At 64.5% G+C, this 15,852-nt stretch carries 16 protein-coding genes; 11 read left to right on the top strand and 5 right to left on the bottom strand.

Annotation, left to right across the window (positions count from 1 at the left end; all coding sequences use genetic code 11):
* The first annotated feature begins 56 nt into the window (after positions 1-56).
* The 3 genes from ACSC1Y_RS02535 (at position 57) to ACSC1Y_RS02525 (ending at position 3,797) form a co-directional block, all read left to right on the top strand.
* Positions 57-1,505, top strand: coding sequence for a hypothetical protein (locus ACSC1Y_RS02535; RefSeq protein WP_435333037.1), 1,449 nt, complete (start codon positions 57-59; stop codon positions 1,503-1,505).
* A 63-nt stretch (positions 1,506-1,568) separates the two neighbouring features.
* On the top strand, positions 1,569-2,672 hold the full coding sequence (locus ACSC1Y_RS02530) for a DUF7350 domain-containing protein (RefSeq protein WP_435333035.1): 1,104 nt from the start codon (positions 1,569-1,571) through the stop codon (positions 2,670-2,672).
* A 135-nt stretch (positions 2,673-2,807) separates the two neighbouring features.
* Positions 2,808-3,797 (top strand): DUF7282 domain-containing protein, encoded by a 990-nt coding sequence (locus ACSC1Y_RS02525; protein WP_435333034.1) that lies wholly within the window; start codon positions 2,808-2,810, stop codon positions 3,795-3,797.
* 93 nt (positions 3,798-3,890) lie between these two features.
* Here the strand turns inward: ACSC1Y_RS02525 and fer are convergent, their stop codons facing one another.
* The gene (gene fer, locus ACSC1Y_RS02520) at positions 3,891-4,541 is read right to left on the bottom strand and encodes a ferredoxin Fer (protein WP_435333033.1); all 651 of its coding nucleotides are present in this window, start codon (positions 4,539-4,541) and stop codon (positions 3,891-3,893) included.
* 134 nt (positions 4,542-4,675) lie between these two features.
* On the opposite strand from fer, the gene ACSC1Y_RS02515 reads away from it, so the two are divergent.
* A complete protein-coding gene (locus ACSC1Y_RS02515) occupies positions 4,676-5,356 on the top strand; it encodes a carbonic anhydrase (RefSeq protein ID WP_435333031.1) in 681 nt (226 codons plus the stop codon).
* Positions 5,357-5,359: 3 nt separating this feature from the next.
* Here ACSC1Y_RS02515 and ACSC1Y_RS02510 read toward each other — a convergent pair whose 3' ends face one another.
* A complete protein-coding gene (locus ACSC1Y_RS02510) occupies positions 5,360-6,211 on the bottom strand; it encodes an alpha/beta fold hydrolase (RefSeq protein ID WP_435333030.1) in 852 nt (283 codons plus the stop codon).
* 183 nt (positions 6,212-6,394) lie between these two features.
* On the opposite strand from ACSC1Y_RS02510, the gene ACSC1Y_RS02505 reads away from it, so the two are divergent.
* From ACSC1Y_RS02505 to ACSC1Y_RS02495, 3 genes are all read left to right on the top strand, one after another.
* Entirely contained in the window at positions 6,395-7,186 is a 792-nt protein-coding gene (locus ACSC1Y_RS02505) for a helix-turn-helix transcriptional regulator (protein WP_435333028.1), read from the top strand.
* Positions 7,187-7,331: 145 nt separating this feature from the next.
* Complete coding sequence (locus ACSC1Y_RS02500; protein WP_435333027.1) at positions 7,332-7,760, top strand: DUF7475 family protein; 429 nt, start codon at positions 7,332-7,334, stop codon at positions 7,758-7,760.
* Between the two features lie 12 nt (positions 7,761-7,772).
* A complete protein-coding gene (locus ACSC1Y_RS02495; RefSeq protein WP_435333025.1) occupies positions 7,773-8,258 on the top strand; it encodes a halocyanin domain-containing protein in 486 nt (161 codons plus the stop codon).
* Between the two features lie 187 nt (positions 8,259-8,445).
* Here the strand turns inward: ACSC1Y_RS02495 and ACSC1Y_RS02490 are convergent, their stop codons facing one another.
* Positions 8,446-10,044: a CocE/NonD family hydrolase gene (locus ACSC1Y_RS02490; protein WP_435333023.1), complete on the bottom strand. Its 1,599-nt coding sequence runs from the start codon at positions 10,042-10,044 to the stop codon at positions 8,446-8,448.
* Positions 10,045-10,502: 458 nt separating this feature from the next.
* Between ACSC1Y_RS02490 and ACSC1Y_RS02485 the strand changes: the two genes are divergently transcribed.
* Positions 10,503-11,045, top strand: a complete 543-nt coding sequence (locus ACSC1Y_RS02485) for an NUDIX hydrolase (RefSeq protein ID WP_435333022.1) — start codon at positions 10,503-10,505, stop codon at positions 11,043-11,045.
* Between the two features lie 55 nt (positions 11,046-11,100).
* Positions 11,101-11,775: an NUDIX domain-containing protein gene (locus ACSC1Y_RS02480; RefSeq protein WP_435333020.1), complete on the top strand. Its 675-nt coding sequence runs from the start codon at positions 11,101-11,103 to the stop codon at positions 11,773-11,775.
* 260 nt (positions 11,776-12,035) lie between these two features.
* On the opposite strand, the gene ACSC1Y_RS02475 is transcribed toward ACSC1Y_RS02480, so the two are convergent.
* Entirely contained in the window at positions 12,036-14,282 is a 2,247-nt protein-coding gene (locus tag ACSC1Y_RS02475) for a copper-translocating P-type ATPase (RefSeq protein WP_435333019.1), read from the bottom strand.
* A 457-nt stretch (positions 14,283-14,739) separates the two neighbouring features.
* Between ACSC1Y_RS02475 and ACSC1Y_RS02470 the strand changes: the two genes are divergently transcribed.
* Positions 14,740-14,985, top strand: a complete 246-nt coding sequence (locus ACSC1Y_RS02470; RefSeq protein ID WP_435333018.1) for an AbrB/MazE/SpoVT family DNA-binding domain-containing protein — start codon at positions 14,740-14,742, stop codon at positions 14,983-14,985.
* Positions 14,982-15,368, top strand: coding sequence for a PIN domain-containing protein (locus ACSC1Y_RS02465; RefSeq protein ID WP_435333017.1), 387 nt, complete (start codon positions 14,982-14,984; stop codon positions 15,366-15,368). Before ACSC1Y_RS02470 ends, ACSC1Y_RS02465 begins: the two co-directional genes overlap by 4 nt.
* An 84-nt stretch (positions 15,369-15,452) precedes the next feature.
* Here ACSC1Y_RS02465 and ACSC1Y_RS02460 read toward each other — a convergent pair whose 3' ends face one another.
* Positions 15,453-15,812, bottom strand: coding sequence for a GNAT family N-acetyltransferase (locus tag ACSC1Y_RS02460; RefSeq protein ID WP_435333014.1), 360 nt, complete (start codon positions 15,810-15,812; stop codon positions 15,453-15,455).
* Positions 15,813-15,852 lie beyond the last annotated feature (40 nt).

Here is a 15,852-nt window from a genome sequence, read left to right as displayed (position 1 = left end):
CGGTTTCGAGCGCCGAACCAACGGCGCTTTTGCACCGGACGGACGAGTCGAGACCGATGAGACGGCTCCGGCGCGCCCTCGCTACTGCCTCGTTCGCCCTGCTCCTGCTGGTCGGGACGGCGAGTGCCCACGGCGTGACGACGTTCGCACCTCCGATTCCGACGTCGCTGCTGCTGGTCGGGGCCGCTGGGACGGTCGCGCTGACCGCGGCCGTACTGGGTCGCATGGAGTCGATGCCGACGGCGGACGAGTCGGTCCTGTTCGCCCTGCCGGCTTCGACCGCCCGCGGACTCGGTTGGCTGGCCCGGGGAAGCTTCCTCCTCGGGTTCTGCTGGGCCATCGTCGCCGGACTTACCGGGCCACAGCAGCCCGTCCAGTTCGCGACGGTGTTCGTCTGGCCGGTCTGGTTCAAGGGCGTGCTCGTCGTCTCCGCGCTCGTCGGGAGCCCGTGGCGCTGGCTCTCGCCCTGGGCGACGGCGTACGACCTGCTCTCGTGGTTGGAAGGTCGGGACGTCTCGCTCGCCGACTATCCGGAACGGCTCGGCACCTGGCCAGCTGCGGTCGGGTTCCTCCTGCTCGTCGGCGTCGTCGAGAACCTGACCGTGGTCCCGACCCGTCCGCGGTTGACGGCCGCGCTCGTCGCCATCTACGCGGTCGTAATGCTCGGCGGGGCGGCCGTCTTCGGCCGTGCGTGGTTCGAGCGCGCCGACCCACTGGGAGCGTTCTACCGACTGGTCGGACGGGTCGCGCCCCTTCGAGTCCGTCGCGAGCGGGCTGATGGGACCCGGGAGCCGTCCCATCCGACCAGCGATTCGTCCCATCCGACCAGCGATTCGTCCCATCCGACCAGCGATTCGTCCCATCCGACCAGCGAACCGTCCGGATACGCCTTCGTCCGAACCTCGCCGTGGGACGCCTGCAGCAGACCGCTCTCTGACTCGGGAGCGGCCGCGCTCGCGGTCGCCGCAGTCTACACCGTAAGCTTCGACGGACTCGTCGAGACGTCGTCCTTCCAGTCGCTCCTGTTCGACGCTCGTTCCATCGTCGGTGCCTACGCCGGAATCGCCCTGTACGTCGGCGGTTTCCTCGCGTTTCTGGGTTCGTTCTGGCTCGTGGTCCACCTCGCGGCGCGATTGGGCGGCGGCCGGACGCGGGCGTGCGCACTCGCGTTCGGTTCGACCCTGCTCCCCATCGCGGTCGGGTACGACGTGGCGCACAACTACCCCTACGTCGTGCGGAACCTGGTCGAGCTGGTCGAGCTGGCGGCCGGGACGACCCTCGTGGAGGCTCCACTCGGCTGGCTGTCGGCGTCGGCGTTCTGGGGGAGCGAGGTCCTCCTCATCGTCCTCGGCCACGTCGCCGCGGTCCTGGCCGCCCACGCCGTCTCGATGCGGCTGTTCGACGGCCCTGCAGCAGCCCGTCGCGGTCACGCACCGTTGGTCGTCCTGATGGTCGGCTACACGGTCCTGTCGCTGTGGGTGCTCTCGCGGCCGATTGCGGGCTGACTCCCGGGTCGATTCGATGGTCGAACCACAACCGTTTTTTGCAGGATGTTGGTACACGACAGCATGCAACGCCGCCAGCTCCTCCGCGCCCTCCCTGCAGCCACGCTGGTCCCCGTCGCCGGCTGTCTCGGCGGCAGCGAGGATTCCAGCACCCCACGCGACCGAACCGGAACGACGGCCGGTTCCGGTGAGACGACCGGCTCCGATGACGCCGACGGTTCCGACGAACCCGCTGGGGTCTACGTCCAGTCCTATCTGGAGGGGATGGCCACGTTCGGCCCGAAGACGGTCGGCGACTACACGTTCACCCTCCTGCTCGCCGTCCCGCACGACTTCTGGACGGTCACCGGCACTGACCGGTCGCTGACGAAGAAGACCGACGCGCAGTCCGTTCACCTCATGGCGCAGGTGTGGCACGAACCGACCGGACAGATTCTCCCGGACACGGACATGTCGGTCGAGATTCTGCGCGACGGCGAGACCGTCAGCGAGGAGGTCATCTACCCGATGCTCTCACAGCGGATGGGCTTTCACTACGGCGGCAACTTCTCGCTCCCCGGCGACGGGAGCTACACCGCCCGGCTCTCCGTCGCCGCGCTGTCCATCCGACGAATGGGAGAGTTCGAGGGACTGTTCGACGAACCGGAGACGGCGGAGGTGCCGTTCGAGTTCACCGACCAGGTCCGCGAGAAGCTGACCGTACAGGAACTCGACGCGGCCGGCTCGAAGGGCGCCATCAAGCCCATGGAGATGGGGATGCTCCCGGTGGGTATCGCCCCGAAGCCGGAGTCGATGCCGGGGACCGCCATCGGGACGAAGCGGGTCGACGACGCCGACCTCGTCACTCGCTACGTCGACGGCGGGCGGTTCGCCGACTCGGGAAGGTCGTACCTCTACGTTTCGGCGCGGACCCCGTACAACGACCTGGTCATCCCCATGATGGGGCTCGATGCGACCGTGACGAGAGACGGCGAGACCGTCTTCGAGGGCCCGCTATCGAGAGCCATCGATACCGAACTGAACTACCACTACGGCGCGACCGTCGACGCGCTCGCCTCGGGAGACGAGGTGACGCTCGCGGTCGTCACTCCACCGCAGGTCGCCCGCCACGAGGGCTACGAGACCGCCTTCTTGCAGATGGACGAACCTGTCTCGTTCACGGTGTAGGCGGCGTCGGACGACGGTGAGACCGACGCATCTGACGACGGTGAGACCGACGCATCAGACGGCGCTGAAACCGACGAAGGTCCCGCACAGCGGTAGGCGACAGGCCTTTTTTCCTCGCCTTCACAGGTACTCGGTATGCGACGCCCTCCCGCTCTCCTCGTGGCCATCCTCGTCGTGGTCGCCACCCTTCCCGCCGCATACCCGGTCGCCGCGCACGGGAACCACCTCAGTGCCGACGCCCAGCTCTCCGCAGACGGTACCATCGTCGTCGAGTCCCTGTTCACCATGGGCGGAGGACATCTCGTCGTCCACGAGAACCAGGGCGGCAGCCCCGGCCGTGCCCTCGGTTCGGTCGCCATCGAGCGGGGCTACCACACGACCGTCGGCGTCACCATCGACGACGAGTTCTGGCGGAAGCAGTCCGGCAACGAGAGCTACTGGCTCGTCCTCCACAGCGACGACGGCGACGGCGAGTTCGAGGAAGGAACCGACGAACCGCTCCGGGGGATTGTAGGCGGCTACGCCGGCCAGACCGTCACGGTGCGGAAGTCGGACGACGGGTCGACGCGGGTGCTGACCTCAGGATTCACCGACCAGAAAGTCGACTCCGCCAGCGTCTCCATCCGTCGCGTCGACGCCGCCGAGTCGAGCTACGTCGTCCTGCACGAGGTAACGGAGAACGGGTCGCGCGGCCCGGTCGTCGGGACGACCTCCGTCCAGCCCGGCCACCACGAGGACGTTCGCGTCTCGCTCCAGTCCGACTTCTTCACGGCGGTGAACGCGGGTGAGACGTTCAGCCTCGAAGCGGTGATCTACCAGAAGAACGGCGACGGCGAGTTCGGCGCACCACCGGACGAGCCGGTCCGCGTCGGTGACGAACTGGTCAGTTCGCGCTTCCGGGCGAAGAAGGTCGAGGACGCCCGGGCGACCACCGAGTCGCTCATCAACACGCCGGAGCCGACGACCGGAACGGCGAGTTCGGGGTCGACGACGGATTCTGCCACGGCACCATCTGGTGCCGGGGACGGAGGACGAAGCGAGGGTTCGCTTCCCGGCTTCACCGCGACGGCAGCATTCGCGGGCTTCCTCGGGAGCTTCGCCATCTGGCGGGCGCGACGTGACTGATTACTGCGCACGACGTGACTGATTACTGCGCACGACGCACCTGATTACTGCGCACGACGCGACTGAGCATCGCCCACGGGCCGGCCGGCCACGTCATCCCGGCCGCGGCGGTAACTGTAACTCCTCGAGCTCCGGCAGGTCCTTGACGTTGAACACGACCTTCACCTCGTCCGTCGCCGGCGTCCCGATGCACGATAGCTGGATGCCTCGCTCCTCCAGCTCTGGCGAGAGGACGTGGTCGACGAAGTGTTCGAGCTCACCCTCGACGACCGCGACGGCACAGTTCGCACACGCGCCGCCACGACAGGAGAAGGGCCACGTGAGCCCTTCGTCTTCGGCGGCTTCGAGGAGAGAGTCGTCGCCTGCGACCCGGAACTCACCGTACAGCTCGCTGGAGAGTCCCGCGCCGGCCGCCTTCTCGAACAGGTCCTCGTCGTCCAGGTTCCAGCCTCGTTCGTCCAGCACGGCGTAGTCGAGGTACGTGACGAGCGACCCTTCGGGCTCGGGTGGTTCGGGCGGCTTCGGCGGACGACTCCGCCCCGGCCGTTCCGGCCCGTACTGGTCGCCATCGCCGCCACCTCCGCTCGCGGTCAGCTCTTCGTAGGCTTCCTTGACTCGCTGGAACTCCCGTCTGGACCCACCCTGATCCGGGTGCGTCTCCTTCGCCCGTCGGCGGTAGGCTCGACGAATCTCGTCCTCGTCGGCGTCCGGGTCGACGTGCAGTATCTCGAACGGGGAGTCCACAGCGGGACTAGCGACATCAGCCTATTAAATGGCTCCCAGTCAGCAATCTGTGCGCCGGTGGAGGGTGTCCGTCCGTCCTCGTCGGCGGTCGTGACCATCAAGAGATATATCGACGGCGGTCTGTCACTCTAGATATGGACCCGACGTTCGTCGATATGTTAGAACGGAACGCCGAGCACGCAGAGCAGTTCCAGTCCCGTTTCGACGATGTACAGGAGTCACAGCATCCGGGCGTCGTGACCGTCTGCTGTTCGGACTCTCGCGTCCTGCAGGACCACATGTGGGGGAACGACGAGCCGGGCAGCATCTTCACTTGCAGCAACATCGGCAACCGCGTCGTCCAGCAGACCGGCGGGAGCGAGGTCGTCTCCGGCGACGTCCTCTATCCGGTCGCACACACGGGGACCGACACCGTCGTCGTGGTCGGCCACACCGGCTGTGGCGCGGTGACGGCGACGTACGACGACCTGACCGACGGCCTCTCCGAGCCGGCCGGTATCGAGCACTGCATCGGCCTGCTGAAGCCCCACCTCGAGCCCGGCGTCGAGTCGCTCCCCGCGGACTGTGACCGTGAGGACGCGATCAACAGACTCGTCGAGTACAACGTCGACCGGCAGGTCGAGTTCCTGCTCGACAGCGACGAGGTCCCCGAGGAGGTGACCGTCGTCGGTGCTGTCTACGACTTCCAGGACGTCTACGGCGGCCGCCGGGGCGAGGTGCACGTCATCAACGTCGACGGCGAGCGCGAGACGGAGGCGCTCCGGACGGCGCATCCCGAGATAGAGTCGCGGATCCACCGGCTCTGGGAGTACTGACGGTCACGGCGACGACACGTCCCGAACGAGCCCGCCGGTGCCATACGCGCGCTCGACGAGGTTTCGAACCGCGTTCGAGAAGTACGCGGGCTGGTCGAGGTTCGATGCGTGGCCGGCGTCCGGAACCACGTCGACCGTCACGTCCGGAACCCTGGCCGCCAGTTCCGCGGCGTGTTGTTTCACCGAGGGTAGCTCGTTCTCACCGTAGATGACCAGCGTCGGAACCGCGATGGCCGAGAGGTCGACGGGTTCGTCGTGGAACCGGGTCATCGACCTGACGACCTTGACGAACTCGTCGGTGGCCATCGGTGGCCCGTCGGCACGGAGCTGCTCGATTCGCTCGTAGTTCCCGCCAGCGCCGCGGGCGAACCGTTCGGTGAGCCAGACGTTCGCCCGCTCGACACGCTGGTAGCCGAAGAGCCGAACCGGCGGAATCAGCGCGTTCAGGACGATTCGACGGACGAGCCAGTCGCTCTTCGAGACGATCTCCGGGGTGAACGCGTCGGCGAGGACCAGCCCGGAGAGGTCGTCCGGGTACCGAACTGCGTAGGTCATGGCGACCATGGCGCCCATCGAGAGCCCGCAGATGACGGGGCGGTCGAGCTCGAGCGCCGTGACAAGTTCGTGGAGGTCGTCGGCGTAGAGACCAATCGAGTAGGTGTCGAGGTCGGAGCCGCCGGTGCGGCCGTGGCCGCGAACGTCGTACACGACGGTGGTGTAATCGTCGGCGAGCGCCTCGACCTGCTCGTCCCACATCGAGTGGTCGAGGATGGACGCGTGGACGAAGACGACGGCGGGTCCGGAGCCCCGCCGTTCGTAGTGGGTAAGGATGCCGTTGGTCGGAACTGTCTGCACAGGTGACTAGACGGCGGCAGAGAGCATCAATACGCCCCAGCCGGTTCAACCCGTAGAGGGGTCTCGGTGGGTCCAACCGACCGATACGGTTCCCGTCACGTCGACGATTCGCCACCGCGTGCGAAGTTCAATACCCGAGACACAACAGGAGTATTATCCGTGTGCGAGTCGATATTCTGGTGAATGAGTTCCTCGCTCGAACACCTCGAATTCCTGGCTCTCTCGGAGAACCGGGTTGCGGTCCTTCAGGCCCTCACCGAGCGGGCTGCGTCTCGAGCGGAACTGCGTGACTCCCTCGGCACCTCCAGGGCCACACTCGGTCGCGTTCTGGAGGGGCTCGAAGAACGAAGCTGGATCCGGAAAGAGCGCGGGGTGTACCGGGCGACGGCGACCGGAAAGCTGGTCGCCGCTGACTTCTCCCGACTGGTCCGGACCGTGGAGATGTCGTCTCGATTGGCCGGCGTCGTGGACCACCTTCCGGACGACTACCTCGACTTCGACCTTCGACTCCTCGCGGACGCCCGAATCGTCCACCCCACCGCGACGAACAGTACCGCACACTTCGACGCGGCGGTACGGAGAAACCGGACCACGGAGACCGGACACGTGCTGACACAGGGGTTCTCCTCGGTCATACTGGAGGCGATTCTGGAGGCGTTGGAAGATGGCGGTGAGTTCGAGCTCGTGTTCACCACTCCGGCGCTCGAACCGTTCCTCAGCGACGAGTCCGTGGGCAGTCTCCTCCGTGAGTTCGTCTCTCACCCGTCGGGTCGGCTGTTCTGGTACCAGGAATCCGTCCCCATCGCAGTCGGTTCCCACGACGACGTGATCGCTATGTACGTCGTCGACGACCAGGGAACGCCCGTCGCCCTCATCGAGACCGCGGACAGCGCCATCGCCTCCTGGTTCGACGCGACCTACGAGCGATATCGTTCAGCGGCCACGGAACTGCGAATCGAAGACGTCTCGCAGTGAGTCTCGACGGACGTTCTCCCTGCTGCGGGAGACCGGGCGTCGACAGGTCCTTCCTCGAACGACGTTTCACGCCGTGAGCACCGACTCACGCCTGGATAACGTATCAGCGCGAATGATGATATCCTGAGCAAACACTCTAGTAATCATGGAAACTTCATTCAGTTACATACGTGGCATCGTACTCGCGTCCCGCGATGAGCCCCTGACCCGGCTGCACTGGGTCGCCATCGTGCTCGCTGTAACGACGGGCATCGTGCACCTGTATCTGTACTGGATGCAGGAGTTCATCCCGTTCCTGCTCGCAGGCCTCGGGTTCCTCGGGGCCGTCGCGTTGCTCGTCGCTGGTGTGAACCGCCGACTGCTCTACGCGGTCGGTATCCCGTTCACCGCGTCGCAGATCGCAGTCTGGGTCGTCCAGGGCATGCCCGAGTTCGTCCTGGGCGTCGCCGACAAGTCCGTCCAGGTGGCGCTCATCGCCTCGCTCGCGTACCTGTTCGTGACCGAGCGCCGCGTGAAGCGCGCCCGGGTTCAGGCTCCGTCCGGCTCCGTCGCATCGGTCGCGACGGGTCGGTAGGAAGGTGAGAACGTGAATCTGACTCGCCGGGCGTACCTGCTGGCTACCGGCAGCCTGGCGCTCGTCGGAACGACCGGGCTCTCGGGATGCACCACCTTGTTGGCCAATCCCGACCCGGATCCCACCGACGTGTCGTACCTGCCCACCGAACCGGCTTACGACGGCTGGTTCGACAACGTGAGCACGTACCGTGCGACGCACGACTTGCGCGAACAGTCCGCGGTGACGGTCACCGTCGGCGCGAAGGACGTGTTCGGGCACTTCAAGTTCGGTCCTGCCGCCGTCGCCGTCTCCCCTGGCACGTCCGTCACGTGGAGATGGTCCGGGAAGGGCGGCGCACACGATGTAGTCGCCCTGGACGGTGGGTTCGAGTCGCCGCTCACCGACCGTGCGGAGACGACGTTCACCCACACGTTCGACGCACCCGGTGTCTACAAGTACTACTGTACGCCGCACCGGGGCATGGGCATGAAGGGTGCAGTCGTCGTCGTGGGGTGATTTCGACACCCGACCGCTCGGACGAGGCGGGTCGAGCGCGGTTCCTTTTTCGAAGAGTTCCTCCCGACGACCGATACCGTGACTTCCTGCCACTGACGGTCCCGCCCACGACGACTCTCCTTCGACGTGAACAGCGTCGAGCCGACCGACCCCCGTCCCAGTCACGCGGGAGACCGCCGAGACGGAGTCAGTTCGGCTGGACCGGGAACGTCACCCGCGAGTCGGCGTCGCTACCGTGGTAGATCCGTGCTCCGGCAGCCTTCCGCGAGGAGTAGAACCCTGCGTCGGTCGCGGCGACCGTCACCCGGAGCGTGTCACCGACGGCGAGGCGGCGCTGGAGGGCCGTCATCTCCACCTCCACGGTTCGGCGTCCATCCCCGGTCTGGTGAACCGGCGTGACCTGGTCGTGGACGAGCGTCTCGCCGTCAGCGGTACGATGATACACCTTCACGAACAGCCGCGGATCGGTCCCGAGCGGCTCGAGGTCGAGTTCGAGGGTGGGTGCGCCGAGGAGCTCCCGGGCCTCCGTGACGGGGTAGTCAAAGTGGACAGCCGTCACACCGTCGAGGAGGTCCTCCTCCTCGCTCGTCAACTGGCTCGTCGAGCTGGGGGCGATGCTGTTGTACACTACCGTCTCTTCGTCGAGTTTCGCGTCCGAGAACGCCACGGTCCACTCCTTGCTGTTCCGTGGGTCGATGTCGTTCGTCGTCGACCACGTGCCGGTCTGGGTCTCGTAGTACTCCACCTGCGGGAAGCCAGACTCCTCGTCGCGCCGGAGATGCGCGTCGATGAACTCGAGCGCCCGGGAATCGAGCCGTGCGTTCATCTCCGCGTCGGCTGTCTCCTCGAACGTGTGGCCCCCGCGGAACAGCAGTAGCTTCGCCTCCGCGCCGTTGTCGCGGATGGCGTGGTAGTTCCAGATCGCCTCGTTCGGAGTGAACAGCGTATCGGTCCACGACGAGACGAGCAGCGTCGGTGTCTCGAGCAGGTCCGTCTTCGAGACGGGGGAGCGGGACGCGTAGAACGCCGCCGTCTCGCTGTCGAACTCGTTCTGTGCAGTCGACTTGACGAACGCCTCGGGTACGTCCTCGGTGACGCCGTACTCGAGGTCGTAGATGGACGGCTGGCCGTCGCCGGATGTGAGACCGCGAGCGCCGGCGATGCCCGTCGCCAACAACAGCGAGTCCCAGCCGGCCTTCACGACATCACGGGGTGCGAGCGAGAACCGGAGGTCGTGCCACGCCCAGCGAGGCACTGCGGCGTCGAGCGGACTCCCTTCGGTGAAGTCGATGGTGTCGAACGTGGCCGAATCGGGGAGCAACGCGTCGGCCGCGTCGGGTGTCGAGACGGCCATCGTGTTGAGCTGGATACCGCCGGCGTAGGAGAGTCCGTCCATTGCACAGACCGGGCCGTTCGTCGAGCGCTCGACGTCGACAGAGACGCCACCCACGTCGCCCTTCGCGAGCTGGTCGAGGAGGGTGAGCGCGTCGGCGACTTCGTTCGGACCGTCGACGCCGACCTCGCCGCCCGACTCGCCGAACCCGCGCGAGTCGTACGCACAGAAGACGTAGCCGTTCCTCGCGAAGACGTCGGCGCGGCGTGCGACCGCGGGACTCCCGTGGTCGCCGCCCCAGCCGTGCGTCCCGAGGACGACTGGGTGGGGACCGTCCGAATCGGGCACGTAGAGCGACCCGACGAGGTCGGTACCGTCCCAGGATGCGGTGGTGAAGTCCGTTCGCGTGTAGGATGCGTCTGCAGCGGCCGTGCTCGCGTCGGTGACGCTCACGCCGGCAGCCACCAGGCCCGCAGCGGCAAACCTGGAAAGGGCGCGTCGTCGAGTGATGTTGGGTGTCACAGACACACCCTCGGAGGGGGACTCGTAAGGTATCTGTCCCAAAGTGAATCGGACGAACGTCGAACGTCTGCAGCGAATCGATGGAAATCGATGGTCCGGCTTTCGACGGGTTACCGTGTTCAGGTCCGTCTCTCGGGAAGCGCCGCCCGAGAGGAGGGGACGTCCCGAGGGACGATCCCTCGAACCGCCGTTCCGCCCGTCCACAAAAATCCGTACCACACCCGAACGAAGAGTGCCGGGATACGGGTGCCGTCCCACCACTATCTAGATGGGACAGTTCGACGTCGCTGGTGAGGGCAGCGGCTACCGGTTGACCGCTACTAAGATACGAGATACAATATGTGTAATTATATATGGGATTCATCTACTCGCCGGTCGACCACGGACGTATGGTCAACAGACAGCCCGATTTCTGTCCGTACTGTGGAACTGGGCTCTCGCCCATCGATCCACCGACCACACACCACTGCAAGTCCTGTGATGACTACGTCTTCTACAACCCGATACCCACTGCACGCCTCGCCGTCCTCGACGGGGAATCGATTCTACTCGTGAAGGTGGATCTCCCCGACGAAAAGCTGTGGGGGACGCCGGGAGGGATGGTCGAAGCCGGTGAAGACCCGGATGTGGCGGGTGCACGCGAACTGAAAGAGGAGACGACCCTCGGCGTCGACCCCGACGACCTCGTTCTGTTCGACGCTCGGTCGTACGCGAAGTTCGGGACGACACACAAGACGGTTCTAGCGTATGCGGTCGACTTCGCGGACGTTGATGGGTCACCGGAGGCGGACGACGAAGTCGCCGCGGCTCGGTTCTGGACACCTTCGGAACTGGAGGCAGCCGAGGACCGATTGCTCACGAGCTGGCCCACTGCGTACAAGGAACTGGAGTGGTGGATCGGTAACGCACGCGCGGCACTGCGTCGGAACTGAGGCGCGCGACGGCCGGTCGACCGGCGTTCCTCGGAGCGGTAGTCGGGCCCTTGTAGTGACTGACCGGGTACTCCGGTCCCGGTTCCTCACGTTTTATTTGACGGTAGATTTACAGTATTTCGCCGCCTGTATCGTGTCGATGGTTAACTTCCCACCACGCCACTGTCCGTACTGCGGTTCACTACTGGAGCTGGTCGAGAGTCCCACCGTCTATCGGTGCGACTCCTGCGAGGATTATGTGTTCCACAACGCCGTTCTCGGCGGCGGAGTCGTCGTCGTAGACGGCGATAGTCTCTTGCTTGTCGAGGATTTTCGCGGTCGGGGCACGTGGAAGATTCCGGAAGGGGTACCCGAGATACCGGAGTCCCCCCGTGAAGGTGTTGCTCGGGAACTCGAAGAAGAGACCGGCATTTCGGTCGACCCGGACGACCTCGTCTATCTCTACGACGTCGGAAAGGAAGTCAAAGAGGACATGTTCCGGATGCACATCTATTACGCAGTTGAACGCTCCGAGACGACGGGACGACTCCAGGCGGGCTCCGACGCTACAGACGCCCGTTTCTGGACGCCCGATGCGTTCGCGGCGTCCAGCCACTCGCTACGGGAGATGCCGAATCCCGACGAATCGCGTTCGTGGGACATGGGCCTCGCCGTGCTACGAGATAAGGCAAAGGAGGCGCTCGAGCGAGAGACGACGTATGCGAACCTGTTCGCACCCCACGTCGATTGAGGCGGAGGCGAGTTCCTATCACGACCCGGAGCGATGCGGGACTTTCGAGGGACCGGTTCGGACTCGGCTCGTGGGTTCATCGTCAGTCCCTCTGGGCGAACGTGACTGCCCGTGTGGGACGTCCTGCCCGTGAAGAACCTTCGAAAACTCCGTTTCGCGATGTTCGTCGGCCACGGGCGATGTGCGCTCGCCATCGCTTACCGTCGTGTCCTGGTCTGAACAGGGACAGCCAAAACGACGTGTTGGCGAGAGAGCTTCGGTCAGTCTGCCGAGTGGGGGGTTCCGGGCAATGGGACTCCGGGAAGGGACGGGAGGTCCAGATCGACGCGGCGGAGGAACTGTGCGTTGATAGCGACGATGACCGTGCTGAGCGACATCAGGATCGCTCCGATAGCGGGTGAAAGGAGGATTCCGATCGGCGAGAGAACGCCCGCGGCGAGCGGAATGGCGAAGACGTTGTACCCGGCTGCCCAGACGAGGTTCTCCTGCATTTTCCGGTAACTCGCCTTGCTCAGTTTGACGAGGCGAACGACGTCGAGTGGGTTGTTCTGCACGAGGATGATGTCTGCAGACTGGACGGCGACGTCCGTGCCGCTCCCGATGGCGATACCGATATCGGCTCGAGTGAGCGCTGGAGCGTCGTTCACTCCGTCACCCACCATCCCCACGAGTTTGCCCTGGTTCTGGAGTTCACGGACCTTCTCGTCTTTGTCCTCCGGGAGGACCTCGGCGAACACCGTATCGATTCCTAACTCGTCGGCTACCGCGTGGGCAACGTCCTCTGAGTCTCCGGTCAGCATCGCGACCTCGATGTCGAGGTCGTGAAGCGCGTTCACGACCTGATAGCTCTCCTCGCGGATAACGTCAGCGAGCGCGAAGGCGGCCACCGGTTCGTCGTTCCGGACGAGATACACGACTGTCCGTGCGTTCTCACCGGCCCGGTCTGCGAACGTAGCGAGTTCGTTCGGTACGCCACTGCCGAGATGTGAGAGGAGATTCGGTCCGCCGACGTACACCGTGTCATCGTCCACGACTGCCCTCACGCCGCGCCCCTTGAGCGCCTCGAAGTTCGATGCTCTGGGGCTCGCAACGCCGCGTTCGTCAGCTGCCTCCCGGATCGCCTCCGCAATCATGTGCTCGGAGTCGCTCTCGACGGCCGCGGCGAGGGCGAGGGCTTCCGCTTCGGTGACTTCGCTCGTTGTCGCAACTTCCACGACGCCCTGTTCACCCTCCGTGAGGGTCCCGGTTTTGTCGAAGATGATCGTGTCGAGTTCGCGCGCTCGCTCCATCGCGATACGGTCGCGGACGAGCATCCCGTTCCGGGCTGCTAGCGACGTGTTGATGGCGACCACCAGCGGAATTGCGAGTCCGAGTGCATGGGGGCAAGCGATCACCAGCACGGTCACCACGCGCTCGATGACCGGTGCGCCGAAGGAGGTCGCGACCGTCCACGCGACGCCGGTGACCGCGGCTGACGCGACGGCGACGTAGAAGAGCCAGCCCGCCGCCCGGTCCGCGAGCGCCTGCGTCTTCGATTTGCTCCGCTGGGCCTCATCTACGAGCCGCATGATACCCGCTAACGTCGTCTCCTCGCCTGTCGCGCTGATCCGGACGCGGAGGCTCCCGTCGCCGTTTATCGTTCCGCCGATCACCTCGTCTCCGGGCCCTTTCGAGACGGCCCGCGACTCGCCGGTGACCATCGCCTCGTCGACGTCCGAGTCGCCCTCCTCGACGACGCCGTCCGCTGGGACGCTCGCACCGGGCCGGACGAGAACGAGATCTCCCTCCTCGAGGTCGCTGACGGGCACTTCTTCGGTTCCACCGCCGTCGACGACGCGCTCGGCGGTGTCCGGGACCAGCTTGGCGAGTTCATCGAGCGCGCTGGAAGCACGGCGGACGCTACGCATCTCGATCCAGTGGCCCAGCAGCATGATGTCTATCAACGTCACTAGCTCCCAGAAGAACTCCGACGTCGTCGGGAAGACGACGCTCGCCAGGCTATAGACGAACGCGACCGTGATCGCCATCGAGATGAGCGTCATCATCCCGGGCGAGCGATCCCGGAGTTCCGGGACGGCCATCTCGAGGAACGGAACCCCGCCGTAGGCGAACACGATCACCGCGAAGACAGGACTGATCCACTCGCTACCGGGGAACGCAGGAACCGAATACCCGAGCCACTCCTGAAGCATCTCGCTGTAGAGGAGTACCGGGATGGAGAGGAGTGTCGAGACGAAAAAGCGCCGTCGGAACATCTGTTCGTGACCCTCGTGCATTCCGCCGTCACCGTGGTCTCCGTGGCTCCCGTGGTCCATCCCCCCGTGGCCACCGTGCGCGAACCGGGCCTCGAACTCGTCTTCCGCAACGGCTGCGCCGGCTTCGTCTTCTAAAATTGATTGTTCCCTCCGCTGCTCGATATTCCGGACGTCCTCTTCTACGCCGCCTATCCGGTTCCGTGAGCTCTCATCGTCTCGGTTACCGTGGTCGTGATGGTTGTGGTCGTCCATTGTGACTCTCGAGGGCCTAGCCCTACGGGTCCACGTTTGATTAGTCTCTTGTTGCCATACTACCGATATGTGGTTAAAATTATAGCTCGGCCACGCCGTGCCTTGTTCTTCTCACGAGGAGAGTGAGAGAGCACCCTTTCGACTGCGGCCTGGTGGTGCCGTTCGGGGGTCGGTCGGAGAAGAGGACGGTTGGGTCGTGAACGGACTCACCGTTCGGGTGATTTTGACAGGGTTTGCAAGAAGAAGGCGAGAGGTATCCAGTATCGGAAGAGGAACTTGGTCATTCAACCCACAATAGAAGCGAGGAAACCACCGGTTCCGACTATCTACTCTCCCGTTGCTCCACCTTGTTCAGCTCGACAAAATCCACCATGGATTGCTACGAAATTGTCTGTGTCGTGCCATAGAGGTTCCTTCAGTGGTAAGATTCTTATTTTGTTCCATCATAGTCTACTCCATGTCAGCGGAGACGGACCGGCAGGGTCGGCTGTACATCCCCAAGGAAGTGCGGGAGAAGTACGGTGACAAGTATCACATCGTGACCTACGAGGACAGGATCGAACTCATCCCGGTCGCAGACGACCCGCTCGCCGCCATTCGGGAGGCGGCAGGTGGTCTCCGGGATGCGTCTATCGAGGAGATTCGAGAGGACATCGAAGCCGAAGCCAAAGCCGACGCCCGAGAGAAGGACGCGGATAAATGACGGTGTACGTCGAGACGGACTTCCTGCTCGCACTCGCCAAGGACTCCGACTGGTTGCAGGGGTCGGCGGAGGAAGCGCTCGACGAGTACGAGGTTGAGACGTCGCCGTTCTCGTATCTCGAACTCGTCCTCGCCCGAGAACGCTACGAGTTCGACTACGTGCCGCTCGTGGCGAACCTGCTCGAACTCGTCCCCGTGCGAGACGAAGAAGAGAAACAGGTGGTGCTGAAAGCCGTCAACTACTACGACGAAGGGATGACGCCGTTCGATGCGTTCCACGCGGCGACTGCGGAAACGCGGAGTATGGACGTACTCTCGTCCGAGAAGGACTACGAGCCCATCGAGGTGTCGAGAGTGCCGCTGGAACCGACCGACGAGGAGTAGGATTGGGGGTTCAGCGGGACTCCCGCTGCTCCACCCTGTTCAGGTCTGAGACTGGCGTTACAGATTTCGGCTACTTCGCCGCTTCTAACTATGCCGTCGTTCATGCTGTTCCGTCATCACATCAAGCAACCGTGAACCGATTCCTCGCCGCTTCTCTGCCGGGTCAACGTATAGAACAAACACTTCGCCGACAGTCGGTTCAGTGAGGCCACCACCACCCGCACCAACGACTTCCTCGTCATCAAGCGCGACGAGCCAGCCGTCCCAGTCCTCTGGCGAGCGAACCTCCTGTTCGACTCGCACGGGAGTGTAGAACTCCTCGATAGTCGCCTCGATTTCCTCGTCAGGGAGGATACCAGCATACGTCTCACGCCATCCGTCAGCACAGACGCGACATATACCATCGACATGTTGTTGCTCAGCGCGAACGACAGTTAGCCCCATAACGTCAGCAGTTCAGTACGATACCAAAATCACACCGATG

Origin of the sequence: Haloarchaeobius lipolyticus (genome assembly GCF_051208015.1) — an archaeon.
In the GTDB taxonomy this organism is placed as follows: domain Archaea; phylum Halobacteriota; class Halobacteria; order Halobacteriales; family Natrialbaceae; genus Haloarchaeobius.
The sequence above is the reverse complement of the archived record's forward strand: the minus strand, read 5'-3'. Positions and strand labels throughout refer to the sequence as shown.

Coding starts and splice junctions, on each gene's coding strand:
- ACSC1Y_RS02535 (WP_435333037.1), top strand. CDS start 57: ATGAGACGGCTCCGGCGCGCCCTCGCTACTGCCTCGTTCGCCCTGCTC.
- ACSC1Y_RS02530 (WP_435333035.1), top strand. CDS start 1,569: ATGCAACGCCGCCAGCTCCTCCGCGCCCTCCCTGCAGCCACGCTGGTC.
- ACSC1Y_RS02525 (WP_435333034.1), top strand. CDS start 2,808: ATGCGACGCCCTCCCGCTCTCCTCGTGGCCATCCTCGTCGTGGTCGCC.
- ACSC1Y_RS02515 (WP_435333031.1), top strand. CDS start 4,676: ATGGACCCGACGTTCGTCGATATGTTAGAACGGAACGCCGAGCACGCA.
- ACSC1Y_RS02505 (WP_435333028.1), top strand. CDS start 6,395: ATGAGTTCCTCGCTCGAACACCTCGAATTCCTGGCTCTCTCGGAGAAC.
- ACSC1Y_RS02500 (WP_435333027.1), top strand. CDS start 7,332: ATGGAAACTTCATTCAGTTACATACGTGGCATCGTACTCGCGTCCCGC.
- ACSC1Y_RS02485 (WP_435333022.1), top strand. CDS start 10,503: ATGGTCAACAGACAGCCCGATTTCTGTCCGTACTGTGGAACTGGGCTC.
- ACSC1Y_RS02475 (WP_435333019.1), bottom strand. CDS start 14,282: ATGGACGACCACAACCATCACGACCACGGTAACCGAGACGATGAGAGC.
- ACSC1Y_RS02470 (WP_435333018.1), top strand. CDS start 14,740: ATGTCAGCGGAGACGGACCGGCAGGGTCGGCTGTACATCCCCAAGGAA.
- ACSC1Y_RS02465 (WP_435333017.1), top strand. CDS start 14,982: ATGACGGTGTACGTCGAGACGGACTTCCTGCTCGCACTCGCCAAGGAC.
- ACSC1Y_RS02460 (WP_435333014.1), bottom strand. CDS start 15,812: ATGGGGCTAACTGTCGTTCGCGCTGAGCAACAACATGTCGATGGTATA.